This is a genomic window from Lentzea sp. DG1S-22, from assembly GCF_036321065.1.
Lineage (GTDB): Bacteria > Actinomycetota > Actinomycetes > Mycobacteriales > Pseudonocardiaceae > Lentzea > Lentzea jiangxiensis.
In genome coordinates this window covers 6862645-6878487 of the sequence record NZ_CP143276.1, presented here as the reverse complement: position 1 = coordinate 6878487, position 15843 = coordinate 6862645, and the positions used below count along the sequence as shown (strand labels likewise).

Here is a 15843-nt window from a genome sequence, read left to right as displayed (position 1 = left end):
CGCTTCTAGACAGCTCGCTTCTTCAGCTTGCGGCGCTCCCGTTCACTGAGACCGCCCCAGATGCCGAAGCGTTCGTCGTGCTGGAGTGCGTACTCGAGGCACTCCGAACGAACCTCGCAGCCCAGGCAGATGCGCTTGGCCTCCCGAGTCGATCCGCCCTTTTCGGGGAAGAACGCCTCGGGATCGGTCTGCGCGCACAGCGCGCGCTCCTGCCAATCCTGCTCGTCGGCAGGGTCGAACAGGTACGACAGCTCGCCCTGCACCACCGGCTGTGTGACGTGATCTTCTTCGAGCTCTTCGAATTCCTGCATTTCGTCCGCCTCCTCGCCTTCCGCTCTCCCCGGTTGGCGGACGCCAGACGCCGCTCCCACAACGACGAATGACACCGATGTGATTACACCTGCGTCACAGCGGGCGGTCAAGCGGAGTCCACACGTCGGGGGATATTCCCGCAATTGGCCGCTCAAACCTTGACGCGCAGCACAGACAGTGATCCATGTGCCGCAACCCGTCCTCGAACGGCCCAGAAGGCCGGCCGACACGCCACACTGGAGGGGTGAAGCGATCAGCAGTGCGCCCCAGTCCGCTGTTCCTCGGCCTGCTCGCGGCGACGGCCGCTGGAGCTGCTCTCACCCTGCTCGAAGGGGAAGTGGCAGTCATCTCGGGCACGATCCTCTTCGTACTCGCCGGGTGGGCGGTGACGCTGTGCCTGCACGAGTTCGGGCACGCCGCCGTCGCGTACCGGGGCGGCGATTTCTCCGTGCGCGACAAGGGTTATCTGACCCTCGACATCCGCCGTTACACCGACCCCGTGCTCAGCATCGTCCTGCCGCTGGTGCTGCTGGTCATGGGCGGGATCCCGCTGCCGGGCGGCGCGGTGTGGATCAACCACCACGCCCTGCGCAACAAGCGGGTCGAGTCGTTGGTCTCACTCGCGGGACCGCTGTCGAACCTCGTGATCGGCGTCCTGCTCGCGCTCGTCGTGGCGATCTTCTCGCCGCCCGCCGCCCTCGCCGCCGCGATTTCGTACCTTGCTTTGTTGCAGGTGTTCGCGTTCGTGCTCAACATCCTGCCGATCCCCGGCCTCGACGGCTGGGGCGCCATCGAGCCGTTCCTGCCCTACGAGGCGCAGCGGTTCGGCGCCAAGGCCCGGCCGTGGGCGCCGCTGGTCCTGTTCGCCGTGCTGATCGGCTTCAGCGCGGTCAGCCGGCTCTTCTTCCAGGTGTCGGCCTGGGTGTTCGAGCTCGTCGGCGGCGACACCTTCGCGGCCTACGTCGGGTCCGACACGTTCTCGTTCTGGCGCTACCTGTGAGGGCGATCCGGCGCTGTGGAAGCATGGGCGGGCGTGAAGGTCGTAGCACTCGTCGGCGGGGTCGGCGGCGCCAGGTTCCTGCAGGGACTCAAAGCACTCGGAGCGGACGTCACCGCCGTGGTGAACACCGGTGACGACGTGTGGATGCACGGGCTGCGCATCACCCCTGACCTCGACACCTGCATGTACACGCTCGGTGGCGGCATCGACGTCGACCGCGGCTGGGGCCGCGAGGGCGAGTCGTGGACCGTCAAGGAGGAGCTCGCGGCGTACGGCGCCGAGCCGACGTGGTTCGGCCTCGGCGACCGCGACATCGCGACGCACCTCGTCCGCACCCGCATGCTGCGCGCCGGCTACCCGCTGTCCGCCGTGACCGAGGCCCTGTGCGACCGGTGGCAGCCGGGCGTGCGGCTGCTGCCGATGTCGGACGACAGGGTCGAGACGCACGTCGTCGTCGAGCTGGACGGCGAGCAGAAGGCGATCCACTTCCAGGAGTGGTGGGTCAAGCACCGCGCCGCCGTGCCCGCGAGGTCGTTCGCGTTCGTCGGCGCCGAGACGGCCACCGCCGGTCCCGGCGTGCTGGACGCGATCGGCGAGGCCGACGCCGTGGTCCTCGCCCCGTCCAACCCCGTGGTGAGCATCGGCACGATCCTCACCGTGCCCGGGGTGCGCGACGCGTTGCGCAAGACCGACGCCGGCGTCGTGGGCCTGTCGCCGATCATCGGCGGGAAGCCGTTGCGGGGCATGGCCGACGCTTGTCTGGACGCGATCGGTGTCGAGACCTCGGCCGAGGCGGTCGGGCGGCACTACGGCTCCCGCAAGTGCTCCGAGGACGGCATCCTCGACGCGTGGCTGGTGCACACCGGCGACCGCGCCGACGTCCCCGGTGTCGCGGTCCGGGCGGTCCCGCTGCTGATGTCCGATGTGGACGCCACGGCGCAGATGGCCCGCGCCGCGCTGGACCTGGCCGGGGTCGACGTTGGCTGACCACGCCGCCGCGGCACTGGAGCTGCTGCCGGTCACCGGGTTACCGGAGTTCCGCCCCGGCGACGACCTGGCGGGCGCGATCGTGAACGCCGCGCCCTGGCTGCGCGACGGCGACGTGCTGGTCGTCACCTCCAAAGTCCTGTCCAAAGTGGAGGGGCGGCTGGTCCGCGTGCCGGCCGATCCCGAGGAACGCGACAGGATCCGGCGTGAGCACGTCGACGCCGAGTCGGTGCGCGTGCTCGCCCGCAAGGTGCGGACGCTGATCACCGAGAACAAGCTCGGCATCGTGCAGGCCGCGTCCGGCGTCGACGCCTCGAACGTCGCGGGCGACGAGATCGCGCTGCTCCCGGTCGACCCGGACGGTTCCGCGGCCTCGTTGCGCGCCGCGGTGAAGGCCGCGCTGGGCGTCGAGGTCGCCGTGGTGGTCACCGACACGATGGGCCGCGCGTGGCGGATGGGCCAGACCGACGCCGCGATCGGCTCGTCCGGTATCCGCGTGCTGCACGACTACGCGGGCTCGGTGGACGAGCACGGCAACCAGCTCGCGGTGACGCTGGTCGCGGTCGCCGACGAGATCGCGGCGGCCGCCGACCTCGTGAAGGGCAAGCTCGGCGGGGTTCCGGTGGCGGTGCTGCGCGGGTTCGACGTGGTCGACGACGGCTCCACCGCGCGCGACCTGAACCGCCCCGTCGAGGAGGACCTGTTCCGCCTCGGCACGGAGGAGGCGCTGGCGCGGGGCCGCGCGGAGGCCGTGCTGCTGCGCAAGTCCGTGCGGTTCTACTCCGACGAGCCCGTCGACCTCGCCGTCCTGAAGCGCGCTGTCGGCGCGGCGCTGACCGCGCCCGCGCCGCACCACACGAAGCCCCTGCGGTTCGTCCTGGTGCGGGAGAAGCGCGCCGAGCTGCTGCGGGCCATGCGCGAGCAGTGGGAGACCGACCTGCGCGCCGACGGGTTCACGCCCGAGCAGATCGCGCGCCGGGTGCGGCGCGGCGACCTGCTGGTCGAGGCGCCCGAGGTCGTGGTGCCGTTCCTCGTGCGCGACGGGGCGCACGGCTACCCCGACGAGCGCCGGGCCGAAGCCGAGAAGACGATGTTCACGGTCGCCGGCGGCGCCGCCGTGCAGGGCCTGCTGGTGGCGCTGGCCGCCGAGGGCCTCGGCTCGTGCTGGGTGTCGTCGACGATCTTCTGCGCGGACGTGGTGCGTTCCGTGCTGGGTGTCCCCGGTGACTGGGAACCGCTGGGCGCGGTAGCGGTCGGCCACCCGGTCGAACCGCTCGTCCCGCGCGAGCCGCTGGAAGGGCTGGTCGAGCTGTGACGCTGCACGCCGACGCCGTCTCGACGCTGAGCCGGTTCTCCGGCCAGGACGCCCTGCGCGAGGCCTACCTGGGCTTCCTGGCGGCCCGCGAGGACGCCTGCCTGCGCTCCTGCGAACCTGGGCACATCACGGCCTCGGCGCTGGTCCTGGACGCCACCGCCGAGCACGCGCTGCTGACGCTGCACCCGCGGGTGGGCCGGTGGCTCCAGCTCGGCGGCCACTGCGAGCCGGAGGACGTGTCGCTGTCCGCCGCGGCCCTGCGCGAGGCCACCGAGGAGTCCGGCATGCGCGGCCTGCGCATCGAGCCGACGCCGATCCACCTCGACGTGCACCCGATCACGTGCTCGCTCGGCAAGCCGACGCGCCACTTCGACGTGCGGTTCCTGGTCCGCGCCCCCGTCGGCGCGCAGCCGGTGCGGTCGGCGGAGTCGGTCGACCTGCAGTGGTGGCCGCTGGACGGGTTGCCCGACAACGTGGACGACCTGCACCCGCTGATCGAGAGCGCTCTCGCGCGGCTGCGCTAGAACCCGCGGTAGTCGCGCGGCGAGAACCTCGGTGCCCGCCGCGGCCGCGTCAGCCCGGCCGCCAGCAGGTAGCGGACCGCGCGGTGGCGTTGCGGCTGGTACGGCGCCAGCAGCTCCATCATGGCGTCGTCGTCGCCCGGCGTGCCGGTCAACGCCCACGTGACGTTCTTGGCGACGTGGTAGTCGCCGACGCTGACCGCGTCCGGGTCGCCCCAGGACCGTTGCGCCACCTCGGCGGAGGTCCACACGCCGATTCCCGGCACCTTCTCGAGCAGCTCGCGGCTGCGCATCTCGGCGGCCTTCTCCAGCCGGTGCGCGACCTGCGCGGCCCTGACCAGCGTCCGGCGGCGCGCGCCGTCGAGGCCGCACTGGTGCCACTCCCAGTCGTGCAGGGCCAGCAACCGTTGCGGCGTCGGCGGAACCTTCAGCGGCTTCGGCCCGGGAGCGCTCTCACCGAACCGCCGGCCGAGCTCGCGCCACGTCCGGAACGCCTCCACGCCGGTGACCTTCTGCTCCAGGATCGAGGCGAACAGCAGGTCCCAGACGCGTCCGGTGGACCCGAGCCGCAGTCCCGGACGCAGCCTCCTCGACTCGGCGACCACCGGGTGGTGCGCGACGAACTCGTCCACCGGGTCGTCCGCGCCGAGCAGGGCGGGCAGCCCGTCGAGCAGCCACTGCCCGCCCTCACCCCAGGCCTCCGCCAGCACCTCGCCGCCGACGCTCCTGATGTGCACCGTTCCGGCACCGCACGGCGTGTTCGCCGCGAACCAGACGCCGCCCTCCGCGCTGAAGGACGGGTCGCCGGGTCCGCGGCGCAGCGGCATGAGCACCGCGCCCAGGTCGAGTGGGAACGGTGGTGTCCAGGCTCTGCTAGGCATCCGTCGAGAAGCGCACGCCGGCCTCGGGCAGCACCACACCCGGCCACACGCGCGCCCCGCCGATCAGCTCACACCGGGCACCGATCACGGCGCTGTCGCCGACCACGGCGTCCCGCAGCACCGCACCGGCCTGCACGAGCGCACCAGCGCCCACGATCGAACGCTCCACAACGGCACCCTCACCGACAACCGCACCGTCGAACAGGATCGCGCCGTCGAGCACAGCCCCCTCTGCGACCGTGCAGTTCAAACCGACCGTGCTGCCACCCTTGACCGTGGCGCCCTCGTGCACCGCCGAGCCTTCCAGCACCAGGTAGTCGCCGGGCTGTGCAACCGCGGCAGACGGCGCAACGCCGCGCACGAGGTCCGCGGACCCCTGCACGAACGCCTCCGGTTTGCCGAGGTCCAGCCAGTACGTGGCGTCCACGTGGCCCTGCAACCGCTTGCCCGACTCGAGCAGCCCGGGGAACGTCTCGCGCTCCACCGACACCGGCCGCCCGGCGGGAATCGCGTCGATCACCTCACGCCGGAACACGTAGCACCCGGCGTTGATCTGGTCCGTCGGCGGGTTCTCCGTCTTCTCCAGGAACGCCTGAACGCGCCCCTCGTCGTCCGTCGGCACGCACCCGAAAGCCCTGGGGTCCTGCACCTTCACCAGGTGCAGCGTCACATCGGCCTCGTGCCGGCGGTGCGTGTCCACGATCCCCGTCAGATCGACCCCCGAGAGGATGTCGCCGTTGAAAACCATCACATCGGGCTCACGCAGCTTGTCCGCGACGTTGCGAATCGCCCCCGCCGTGTCCAGCGGCACTTCCTCGACCACGTACTCGAGCTCCAGCCCGAGCCGGGACCCGTCCCCGAAGTACTCCTCGAACACCTCGGCCTTGTACGAGGTCCCCAGCACCACGTGCGTGATGCCGGCCTCCTTGATCCGCGACAGGAGGTGCGTCAGAAACGGCACCCCCGCGGTCGGCAACATGGGCTTGGGAGCGGACAGGGTCAGCGGGCGAAGACGGGTGCCCTTGCCCCCGACCAGCACCACAGCTTCGACGCCGTGCACCTTTTTCCTCCTCCGCGTTACAGCGAGCCGTTCGACGGAATACTCTGACACGAAGCAGATCGTCATACGGGATCTGGTCCCGGCAAGGAGCAAAATCCGACATGGACCCCCGCGACCGGGCCGACGCCATGCTCGCCCGCGCCCGCGCACGTGGGCGGAACATCGTGACGCCGGACAACATGACGTCCCCCATGGACGCGTCCGACACGCAGCAGATCCCCCGAACGCTGGTCAACGCCATGGACCCGCGCCGGGACCCGGACTCCACCATGATCCTGCAACCAGCGCAGATGGGTCAGCACCAGCACACCCAGCGCCCCCCGCACCAGCAGCAGCCGCACAAGCCGCAGCAGCCCCAGATGCCGACGCAGCCGATGCCCGCACAGCCGCAGCACAAGGACGACGCGGAGATCACCCAGGTCGTCCAGCCGGGCATGATCCCGACCGTCTCGAACCACCAGCAGAACCGCAACTCGCTGTCGAAACGGCTCAGCGGCGACATGTGAGCTCTGCCGCACCCGCGGGCTGGAACTCGGCACCACACACCACGGGCGCGGCCGCGCAGGCTGACGCAGGCGTCCCCTGTGGATCAGGACCCCCCGCGACCCAACGTACTCGGCAGGTCTGACAGTCCGGCGCGACAGAACGCCGACGCCGGCAGACCCGGCGCGCCGCCGCCGCACGCAAGTCACCGCGACGCCGAAGGCGAGCCGTCTTTCCGAGACACCCCACCAACGCAACAGCAAGCCGCCCAACGCACCAGGCGTGCCATCAACCCGCGAACGGCGCCGGCCCGGCTTTTGATCAGATCGGCGGGGTCCGGGGCGGAGCCGCGAGCGGTAAAACAGGCACCCCTCACCGAGTGAGAAGCTTCACCCGCAAAGCCAACCCGGCCCTCAAAGCCGCCCGGAACGGGGCCCAGAGCACCCCGGGATGCCGATCAGCCAGGTACCGGTAAGCACTCCGGTGGTGCTCCCTCAACATCCGGGTGGAGGCCCGAGCGGTCGAGTGCCCCCCGATGTGCACGACCTCGGCGTCGGGCACGTAGACGTTGTCCCACCCGGCGGCGGCGACCCGCTCCCCCAGGTCGACGTCCTCGAAGTACATGAAGTACTTCTCGTCGAACCCGCCCACGGCGTCGAAAGCCTCGCGCCGCATCAGGAAGCAGGACCCGGACAACCACCCGGCCGTCCGCTCCACGGGTTCCTTCTCCTGCCGGTAGGCCCGCGTCCAGGGGTTCGACTTCCACACGGACCCGAACAGGGCGTGTCCGATCCCGCGCCCGATCGAGGGCAGCAACCGGGCGGACGGGTAGACCTCTCCGGAGGGCTCCCGGATCAACGGCCCGAACATCCCTCCGCGGGGCCACCTCTCGGCGGCTTCCAGCAGCGCGTCGACGCTGCCCGGAGCGAACTCGATGTCGGGGTTGGAGATCAGCACCCAGCCGATGTCGGGTCCCAGGGCCGCGACGCCGCGGTTGGCCCCGCCGCCGTAGCCGAGGTTGCCGCCGGTCGGGACGAACTCCACGTGGTCCCGGGACGCCGCGACCGCCTCCGGCACCCCGTCGGTGGAGCCGTTGTCGGCGAGGACCACCCGCACGGGACGGGAAGTGGCCTTCGCGAGGGTGTCCACAAACGGAGCCAGCGTCTCGCCCGGCGAGTACGTGACCGTCACGACACCAAGTCCGTCGCCGTAGTTCACGCGCGACACAGTAGCGCCGTCAGCCGACGGCCCTGTGCGGCACCGGGGTCACTTGCGGCGGCGCACCACCGCGGCGCGTTCGTAGGCCAGCCGGTGGCGCTCGGCGCTCACGGCCCACGAGAAGTCCTTGGCGCGCTGCTGCCCCGAGGCCGCGAGCGACGCGCGGCGGGCCGGGTCGTCCAGCAGGTCGGCGATCGCCGCCGCGATGTCCCCCGCCCCGACGCCGCAGTACGCGACCGCCTCGCCGCCTACCTCCGGCAGCGACAGCCTCCGGGTGGTCAGCACGCACGCGCCGCACGCCATCGCCTCCAGCACCGGCAGGCCGAAGCCCTCGCCGAGCGACGGGTACGCGACCAGCTCGGCGCCGCCGAGGAAGCCGGCGAGCTGTTCGAACGGCAGGTAGCCCGCCCGGATCACGCGGATGCGGTGCGGGACGGAGTCGAGCGCCCGTTCGACCTGGCTGTCCCAGCCGGGCTGGCCCGCGAGCACCAGGGCGGGCGGGTGGGGGCGGCCGGCGACCGCCTGCGCGAAGCCGCGGATCAGGGCCGGGACGTTCTTGCGCGGTTCCAGGGCTCCCAGGAACGCGACGTACGGGGTGCCGGCCAGCGACAGGGTGCGGCGGACGGCGGCGATCTCGTCCGGTGACGGCGGGTGGAAGCGTTCGGTGTCGACGCCGTGCTGCGCGATGTGCAGCACCCGGCGGTCGGCCGCGGCGACGCGGACCAGTTCGTCGGCGGTCGCCTGGGACGGGACGACGCAGAGGTCGGCGCGGCGCAGCGAGGCCCGGGTCCACGCGCGGAAGAAGCGCGCCTTGACCGACGAGTGCAGCACCGGGTCGGTGAAGAAGGTGGCGTCGTGCAGCGTCACGACCGAGGCGGCCTTGCTGGCCAGCGGAAGCGTGTAGTGCGGCGAGTGGACGACGTCGACGCCGAGCACGCGGACCAGGCGGGGCAGCGTCGTCTGCTCCCAGGCCAGGCGGGCCGTCCTGGTGGCGACGGCGTCGGCGGCGCGGATCACGCGGGCGTTCGGCGCGATCTTGCTGAACAGCTCTTCGTCCCGTGATTGGCAGACGACGGAGAGCTTGGTGCCGTCCGCGTCCAGCGCCGCGACGAGCGAATCCACGTAACGGCCGACGCCACCACGGTCTGCGGGGATCGCGGTGGCGTCGATCAGCACGCTGGGTTCGGCACTCGGCACGATCAGCTAGCGTAATGTCATCGGGGAAAGCGCCGAGCGAGAATGCGCTAATCCGCTCGTACAGCGTGGGCCGCCCAGACGCCCTCCGCCGTCTTTTCCCAGGTGAACTCGCCCGCACGGGTGCGACCGGCCGAGACGGTGTGACCAGGATCCGCCAGAACGGCCCGCAGTCCTTCCGTCAACGACGCCAGGTCACCCCGCCTCACGACGGTTCCGGCACCTCCCGCGACCTCCACCAGGGCCGGGTCGTCGGAGTGCACGACGGGCACGCCCGCGGCCATCGCCTCCAGCACCGGCAGCCCGAAGCCCTCGGCCAGGCTGGGGGCGGCGAGCACCGTCGCACCGGCCAGCACCGAGGCGAGCCGTTCGTCGGAGACCCTGCCCAGCAACGTCACGTGCGGCGCGCGCAGGTCGACGTCGCCCCACCCCTGCGGGCCGACCACGACCAGCGGCACCCGCAGCCGTTCGGTCGCCCGCACCAGCAACCCGAAGCCCTTGCGCGGCTCGATCGTCCCCACCGCGAGCACGTACGACGGTGGCAGGTCATCAGGCCGTGAAGCGCTGACGAGCCGTGTCACGCCGTTCGGCACGACGTGCACCGGCACCTCGACCCGAACGCACTCCGCCAATTGAGACGCAACCGCTTGAGTGGGCACGACGAGCGCACGGGCCTCACGCGCCGCACGGGAGATCACCTTGCGGTGCCACGCGACGCCGCGCGGGGTCAACGTCTCCGGATGGGTCCACGGCACCACGTCGTGCACGGTGACGACGGCCCCCGGCAGCGGGGCGAGCGGCGTCGGGGCGTGCACGTGCGGGCCGAGCGCCGGTGGCAGCCCGCGTTCCCACAGCGCCACGAGCACCCGGCGCGGCACCCTGATCACGCGGTCGGCGCGGGCCGTCGCCGCGGTCGTCACGGACCAGCCGTCCGGGGCGGTCTTCGCCAACGCCGGGAGCAGCTCCGCCGTGTAGCGGCCGGTACCGCCGGGGACCGGGGCGTTGAGCTGCTCGGTCAGCACTACTAGCTCGGGCACGTCGCGTACCGTCTCACGCCGTGTCCGCTCTCAGCACCGTGGTGGTCGTGACGTGGCGCGGCCGTGACCACGTCAAGGCGTGCCTGGACGCCCTCGCCGCCCAGAAGAGTCCACACAGGACGATCATCGTGGACAACGCCTCCGACGACGGCACGGCCGAGCTGCTCGGCGGGCACGAGGTCGTCCGGCTGCCGCGCAACCTCGGCTACGCGGGCGGGCTCGCGGCCGTCCTGGACAGGGTGGACACCCCGTACGTCGCGTGGCTCAACGACGACGCGGCGCCGGACCGGTCGTGGCTGGCCGAGCTGGAGAGCGCTCTCGGAGCCGATCCCCTGGCAGCGGCCGCCACCTCGTCGATCCTGCTCCTGGACGGCTCGACGCAGTCCGTCGGCGTGGCGCTGACCGCGGACGGCCACGGCAGGGACGTCGTGCTGGCCGGACGCGAGGTGTTCGGGTTCTGCGGGGGTGCGGCACTGCTCCGGACGGACGTGCTCAGGGCCGTGGGCGGCGTGCCGGCGAGCTTCTTCTGCTACTACGAGGACACCGACACGGCCTGGCGGTTGCGGCTGGCCGGGCACCGCGTGATCTCCGTCGGACCGGCGCGCGTCCGCCACAGGCACGGCGCCAGCACGCGTCCCGGCTCGGTGCTCTTCCACCGCTGGAACGAGCGCAACCGCCTGCTGATGCTGCTGCGCTGCGCCCCCGCGGGCGTCGCGGCCACCCAACTGGCCCGGTTCCTCGCGATCACGGTGCTGCTGCCGTTCCGCAAGGACGTCCCGGACGCGGCCAACTTCCGCCCGGGCCTGCGCGCCCGCGTGTTCGGGGAGGTCCTGCTGCGGCTCCCGGCCACCCTCTTCCAGAGGGTGAGGATCACCACCGAGGTCTCCCGCCGCCGCGTCTGGCAGGACTGGGCGGGCCGCTGATGCCACGCGGCCGCGAGCCCCGCGCGCTCCACCGGCCGGACACCTCGCCGGTGCCGCGACGGTTCGCCCTGCTGCTGGTCAGCGGCGGTCTGGTCGCACTGGCGACCGGCGTCGGGCTCAGCGTCACGCTGACCTACGGGCTGGTGTTCGTCGCCCTGCTCGGCGGTCTCGCCTACGCCCTCGGCGTGAGCGGGCTCGCCGAGAACAGGTGGGTCGCCCTGCCCGCGTTCGTCCTCGGCCTGGTGGCGCCGTTCCTGCTGACGTTCGGCGTGCACAGCGTGCTGATGCAGCGGATCGGGCACACCGAGCGCTGCGTCGTCGCCGAGACCGACGAGCACCCGTCCGCCAAGTACCCGTCGGTCGGCTACGTGCTGACGTGCCGCAGCGGCGAGGTCGAGCTGGACCGCGACTGGGACGACCGCCTGGCGGTGCGCGAGACCGAGGTGCTCGTCGGGCCGCCGCTGCGGCCGGTGTGGGCCGACGATGCGCGGTGGAACCTCCTGCCGGTCACAGGCGTCCCCGTAGCGATGACTCTTCTCGTTCCCGTCGCCTGGCTGATCAGGAAGCAGCCGTGAGGCGGCCGGTGCCGCTCGTCGTGGTCGGGCTCGCCGCGATCGCCGCCGCGGTCGTGCTGGGTGCCGTCGTGCCCGAGGAGTACCAGCTCGTGGTGCTCGTACCGGCGTGCCTGCTGTCGTTCGCGTTCGCGTGGGGCGTCGGCAAGCTCGGCCCGGCGTGGCTGGTGCTGCCCGCGTTCATGGTCGTGATCCCCGGCACGGCGGTGCTCGTCGGCGACGGTCACCGCGCGTTGATGGACGTCCTGGCCACGCGGCAGACGTGCGTCATCACGAGCGTGGAGGAGGTCCCCGGACCGGACAACCCGGTGTTCGCCCACCACGTCACCTGCCCCGACGGCGCCGAGCTGCGGATCGTGGTGCGGGGTGAGCAGGACAAGCGGATGCCGCCCGGTCCGGCCACCGTCCTGCGCCACCCGCTGATGAAGCCGCTGCTCGCCGACCGCAACGACTGGTCCGGCGAGTGGGTCTTCGGGGTGCCCGCCGCCGTCCTGCTGCTGTTGATCTGTGCAACCACACTGCGGGCGCGCAGAGTGATGAGGCAGGCTTAGCGCGTGGATCGATCCTCACTGCCCGTCGTGTCCGTCGTCGTCGTCAACTACCGCGGCGCGGAGGACACCATCACCTGCGTGCGCGGGCTGGCCGAGGTGGACTACCCCGCCGAGCTGCTCCAGGTGATCGTCGTCGACAACGAGGCGCACGACACCGCACGGCTCAGGTCCGCCCTGCCCGGTGCCGAGATCATCACCTCCGAGCGCAACCTCGGCTTCGCCGGCGGCTGCAACCTCGGCGTCGAGCACGCCAGGGGCGGCGTGCTCGCGTTCCTCAACAACGACGCCCGCGCGGACCGGAACTGGATCAAGGCAGCGATCAGGGTGTTCCACGCGGAGCCCGCGGTCGGTTCGGTCGCGAGCAAGGTCCTCGACTGGGACGGCGAGAAGATCGACTTCGTCGACGGCGGGCTGACCTGGTTCGGCATGGGCTACAAGCGCCACGTGGGCCAGGACGACGACGGCTCGCACGACGGCGCGAAGGACGTGCTGTTCGGCACCGGCTCGGCGATGTTCGTGCGCGCGGAGCTCTACCGCGAGCTCGGCGGGTTCGACGAGCGGTTCTTCATGTTCTACGAGGACGTGGACCTGGGCTGGCGGCTCAACCTGCGAGGCTGGCGGGTCCGCTACGAACCGGCGTCGCTCACCTACCACCGCCACCACGCGTCGATGAGCTCGATCGACCACAGCCGCGAGCTGTACCTGCTGGAGCGCAACGCGCTCATGTCGCTCTACAAGAACTTCTCCGACGAGACGCTGGCCAAGGTGCTGCCCGCCGCGCTCGCGCTGTGCGTGCGCCGAGCGACCGCGCGCGGGGAGATCGACCCGACGCAGCTGGAGATCACCCGCAGGCCCGCCGACCCCGCGCAGGACCGCGAGCCGGTCGGGATGTCGCGGCAGGCGCTCGCCGGGTTCCTCGCGATCGACCAGTTCGTCGAGCAGATGCCGTCGCTGGCCGAGTCGCGCAAGGCCGAGCAGGCCGCGCGCCGGCTGTCCGACACCGACCTGGTCCCGTTGATGCGCAAGGCCCTGGAGCCCGCGTACCCGCTGCCGCGCTACCTCGCGGCGCACGACATCCTCGTCGACGTCCTCGGCCTCGACGACGTGTTCGGCAAGCCGCGCAAGATCCTCGTGATCACCGGTGACGCGATCTCCGACCGGATGGCGGGTCCCGCGATCCGCGCCTGGCACATGGCCGACGTGCTGTCCGGCGAGCACCAGGTGCGCCTGGTGACGACGAACCCGCTGTGCGCGCCGCCGGACGCGCCGTTCGCCGTCGAGCGCGCCCGGCCGAAGGAGCTGCCGCCGCACGTCGAGTGGGCGGACGTGGTCGTGCTGCAGGGCCACGCCCTGGAGATGGTCAGCGAGCTGAAGAAGGCGTCGTCGACCAAGATCGTGGTCTGCGACATGTACGACCCGATGCACCTGGAACTGCTGGAGCAGGGCAAGGACGACACGGACGAGAAGCGCGCCCTCGACCTGGAGACCGTCACCAGGGTCCTGAACACGCAGCTCGAACGCGGCGACTTCTTCCTGTGCGCGTCGGAGCGGCAGCGGCACTTCTGGCTCGGTCACCTGGCGGCGCTCGGCCGCCTGACGCCGACGCTGTACGACAACGACCCGACCACGCAGTCGCTGCTCGGGATCGTCCCGTTCGGACTGTCGGGCAAGCCGCCGCAGCGCACCGGCCCGGCGATCAAGGGCGTCGTGCCCGGCGTGAGCGACTCCGACAAGGTCGTGATCTGGGCCGGTGGCGTCTACAGCTGGTTCGACCCGCTGTCGCTGATCGAGGCGATGGGCCACCTGCGCGAGCGGCAGCCGTCCGCGAAGCTCTACTTCCTCGGCATGAAGCACCCGAACCCCGAGGTCCCGGACATGGACATCGCGGGCCGGACGCGGGCCCTGTCCGCGCAGCTGGGGCTGACCGGCGAGACCGTGTTCTTCAACGACGGCTGGGTGCCCTACACCGAGCGGCAGAACTGGCTGCTCGACGCGAACTGCGGTGTCACCACGCACTACGAGCACGTGGAGACCACGTTCGCGTTCCGCACGCGGGTGCTCGACTACCTGTGGGCGGGCCTGCCGATCGTCACCACGTCCGGCGACTCGTTCGCGGACCTGGTGTTGCGCGAGGGTTTGGGCGTCGTCGTGCCACCGGAGGACCCGGAGGCGCTGGCCGACGCGCTGGAGAAGGTGCTCTACGACGAGGAGTTCGCGGCCGCGTGCCGCGAGCGCATCGCCGTCGTCCGCGAGCGGTTCACCTGGGAGACGGCGCTCGCGCCGCTGGCGGAGTTCTGCCGCAACCCCAGGCCCGCCGCGGACCGCCTGCCCGGCTCCGCACCGATGGTGCGCACACCGGAGCTGAGCACGGCGGACAAGGTGAAGCGGGACCTGCAGCTGGTGCGCGAGTACCTGGACGCGGGCGGCCCGACCGAGTTGGCCAAGCGGGCGACGGGGCGTCTGCGCAAGATCGCGCGTGGTGGCAGGTAAATGGCGAGATCCCGCAAACCCCTCAAGGTGCTGCTCGACGGCACCCCCCTGCTCGGGCACCGCACCGGAATCGGCCGCTACACAGCGGCGTTGGCCGAAGAACTGGCGTCCATGCCGGAGGAGGTCGACGTCCGGGCGGTGGCGTTCACCCTGCGCGGCTGGCGCGCGTTGCGGACGGTGCTGCCGCACGACGTGACGGCGCGCGGCCTGCCCGTCGCGGCACGGGCGTTGCGCCAGATGTGGCTCAACGCCCCGTTCCCGCCGGTCGAGGTGCTGGCCGGGTTCACCGACGTCATGCACGCCACGAACTTCGTGCTGCCACCGACGATCCGGGCCGGCAAGGTCGTCACGATCCACGACCTGGCGTTCCTCGACGCCCCCGGCGACCTGCCGCCGTCGGACCGCCGGCTGCCGGAGCTGGTCCGGCTCTCGGCCCAGCGCGCGGACGTGATCTGCACGCCCACCGCGGCCGTGGCCTCCGTGGTCGCGGACCGGTTCTCGGTGCCCCTGGAGAAGATCGTCGTGACGCCGCTGGGCGTCGACCCGGCCTGGTTCGCCGCACGGCCGCCGTCCACGACGTTGCGCGGCCGGCTCGGGCTGCCGTCGGAGTACCTGCTGTTCGTGGGTGCGGACGGACCGCGCAAGGGCCTCGGGTACCTGGCCGAGGCGCACGCCTCCGACCCGTCGCTGCCGCCGCTGGTGATCGTCGGACCCGGCCGGTCCGGTGTGGACGGACGGGTGCTGCGCACCGGGTACCTCTCGGACGTGCACCTGCGGTCGGTGGTGGCCGGGGCGACGGCGCTGGTGCTGCCGTCGCGGGACGAGGGCTTCGGCCTGCCGGTGCTGGAAGCGCTGGCCTGCAACGTTCCCGTGGTGTGCTCGGACGTGCCCGCCCTGCGCGAGGTCGCCGGTGGGCACGCGCTGCACGTGCCGGTCGGGGACGTCGAGGGGCTCGCCGACGGGCTCGCCAGGGCCGTGGCGGCTCCCGCCACCCCCGAGGCCCAGTCCGAACGCCGGGCGCACGCGTCCGGCTTCACCTGGCGGCGGTGCGCGGAGAAGACCGTCGAGGCGTACCGGCGCAGCCGTTCCTGAGCTCGCCGCAGGGCGCCGGAAACCCCGGCGCCCCCGCGCTTCACCGGGAGTGCGGCCTCGGCGAACACTTGTCGAGCTGGCTCATCGAGACCTGCCGAGAGCCCGTGACGACGGCAACGCTCTTGAGGAAGCGCTGCCGTTCGGAATCCTCTGTCGCGGGACGCTGAGGTGTGCGCCCGGAATCGAACATGCCGAACAGGCTGCCGC

General features: G+C 71.8%; 16 protein-coding genes. 10 read left to right on the top strand and 6 right to left on the bottom strand.

Features of this window, described 5'->3' with window-relative positions; genetic code table 11:
• Positions 1–5: 5 nt before the first annotated feature.
• Entirely contained in the window at positions 6–311 is a 306-nt protein-coding gene (locus V1227_RS32650) for a WhiB family transcriptional regulator (RefSeq protein ID WP_051784712.1), read from the bottom strand.
• A 245-nt stretch (positions 312–556) separates the two neighbouring features.
• Here V1227_RS32650 and V1227_RS32645 point away from each other — a divergent pair, with 245 nt between their 5' ends.
• Genes V1227_RS32645 through V1227_RS32630 form a run of 4 tightly spaced genes read left to right on the top strand, consistent with a single transcriptional unit; the run spans position 557 to position 4138 of the window.
• Positions 557–1312, top strand: a complete 756-nt coding sequence (locus V1227_RS32645; RefSeq protein ID WP_329789085.1) for a site-2 protease family protein — start codon at positions 557–559, stop codon at positions 1310–1312.
• Positions 1313–1345: 33 nt separating this feature from the next.
• On the top strand, positions 1346–2299 hold the full coding sequence (gene cofD / locus V1227_RS32640; protein ID WP_329789084.1) for a 2-phospho-L-lactate transferase: 954 nt from the start codon (positions 1346–1348) through the stop codon (positions 2297–2299).
• Complete coding sequence (locus tag V1227_RS32635) at positions 2292–3614, top strand: coenzyme F420-0:L-glutamate ligase (RefSeq protein WP_329789083.1); 1323 nt, start codon at positions 2292–2294, stop codon at positions 3612–3614. The genes cofD and V1227_RS32635 overlap by 8 nt, the downstream gene beginning before the upstream one ends.
• Positions 3611–4138, top strand: coding sequence for an NUDIX hydrolase (locus V1227_RS32630; protein WP_329789082.1), 528 nt, complete (start codon positions 3611–3613; stop codon positions 4136–4138). The genes V1227_RS32635 and V1227_RS32630 overlap by 4 nt, the downstream gene beginning before the upstream one ends.
• Here V1227_RS32630 and V1227_RS32625 read toward each other — a convergent pair.
• The gene (locus V1227_RS32625) at positions 4135–5016 is read right to left on the bottom strand and encodes a DNA-3-methyladenine glycosylase family protein (protein ID WP_329789081.1); all 882 of its coding nucleotides are present in this window, start codon (positions 5014–5016) and stop codon (positions 4135–4137) included. The two genes, V1227_RS32630 and V1227_RS32625, sit on opposite strands and share 4 nt — an antisense overlap.
• Positions 5009–6076: an NDP-sugar synthase gene (locus tag V1227_RS32620; protein WP_329789080.1), complete on the bottom strand. Its 1068-nt coding sequence runs from the start codon at positions 6074–6076 to the stop codon at positions 5009–5011. Before V1227_RS32620 ends, V1227_RS32625 begins: the two co-directional genes overlap by 8 nt.
• Before the next feature lie 101 nt (positions 6077–6177).
• Here V1227_RS32620 and V1227_RS32615 point away from each other — a divergent pair, with 101 nt between their 5' ends.
• A complete protein-coding gene (locus V1227_RS32615) occupies positions 6178–6582 on the top strand; it encodes a hypothetical protein (RefSeq protein ID WP_329789079.1) in 405 nt (134 codons plus the stop codon).
• 349 nt (positions 6583–6931) lie between these two features.
• Here V1227_RS32615 and V1227_RS32610 read toward each other — a convergent pair whose 3' ends face one another.
• The 3 genes from V1227_RS32610 to V1227_RS32600 all read right to left on the bottom strand — a co-directional run bounded on the left by V1227_RS32610 (position 6932) and on the right by V1227_RS32600 (position 10008).
• Positions 6932–7777, bottom strand: a complete 846-nt coding sequence (locus V1227_RS32610; RefSeq protein WP_329789078.1) for a glycosyltransferase family 2 protein — start codon at positions 7775–7777, stop codon at positions 6932–6934.
• Positions 7778–7825: 48 nt separating this feature from the next.
• Positions 7826–8953, bottom strand: coding sequence for a glycosyltransferase family 4 protein (locus V1227_RS32605; protein ID WP_329794165.1), 1128 nt, complete (start codon positions 8951–8953; stop codon positions 7826–7828).
• Between the two features lie 68 nt (positions 8954–9021).
• Positions 9022–10008, bottom strand: a complete 987-nt coding sequence (locus V1227_RS32600) for a glycosyltransferase family 4 protein (RefSeq protein ID WP_329789077.1) — start codon at positions 10006–10008, stop codon at positions 9022–9024.
• A 20-nt stretch (positions 10009–10028) separates the two neighbouring features.
• Between V1227_RS32600 and V1227_RS32595 the strand changes: the two genes are divergently transcribed.
• Genes V1227_RS32595 through V1227_RS32575 form a run of 5 tightly spaced genes read left to right on the top strand, consistent with a single transcriptional unit; the run spans position 10029 to position 15636 of the window.
• Complete coding sequence (locus V1227_RS32595) at positions 10029–10931, top strand: glycosyltransferase family 2 protein (protein WP_329789076.1); 903 nt, start codon at positions 10029–10031, stop codon at positions 10929–10931.
• Positions 10931–11506, top strand: a complete 576-nt coding sequence (locus V1227_RS32590; protein WP_329789075.1) for a hypothetical protein — start codon at positions 10931–10933, stop codon at positions 11504–11506. The genes V1227_RS32595 and V1227_RS32590 overlap by 1 nt, the downstream gene beginning before the upstream one ends.
• Entirely contained in the window at positions 11503–12054 is a 552-nt protein-coding gene (locus V1227_RS32585; protein ID WP_236221443.1) for a hypothetical protein, read from the top strand. The genes V1227_RS32590 and V1227_RS32585 overlap by 4 nt, the downstream gene beginning before the upstream one ends.
• Before the next feature lie 3 nt (positions 12055–12057).
• The gene (locus V1227_RS32580) at positions 12058–14544 is read left to right on the top strand and encodes a glycosyltransferase (protein WP_329789074.1); all 2487 of its coding nucleotides are present in this window, start codon (positions 12058–12060) and stop codon (positions 14542–14544) included.
• A complete protein-coding gene (locus V1227_RS32575; RefSeq protein ID WP_329789073.1) occupies positions 14545–15636 on the top strand; it encodes a glycosyltransferase family 4 protein in 1092 nt (363 codons plus the stop codon). It begins immediately after the preceding gene.
• Positions 15637–15843 lie beyond the last annotated feature (207 nt).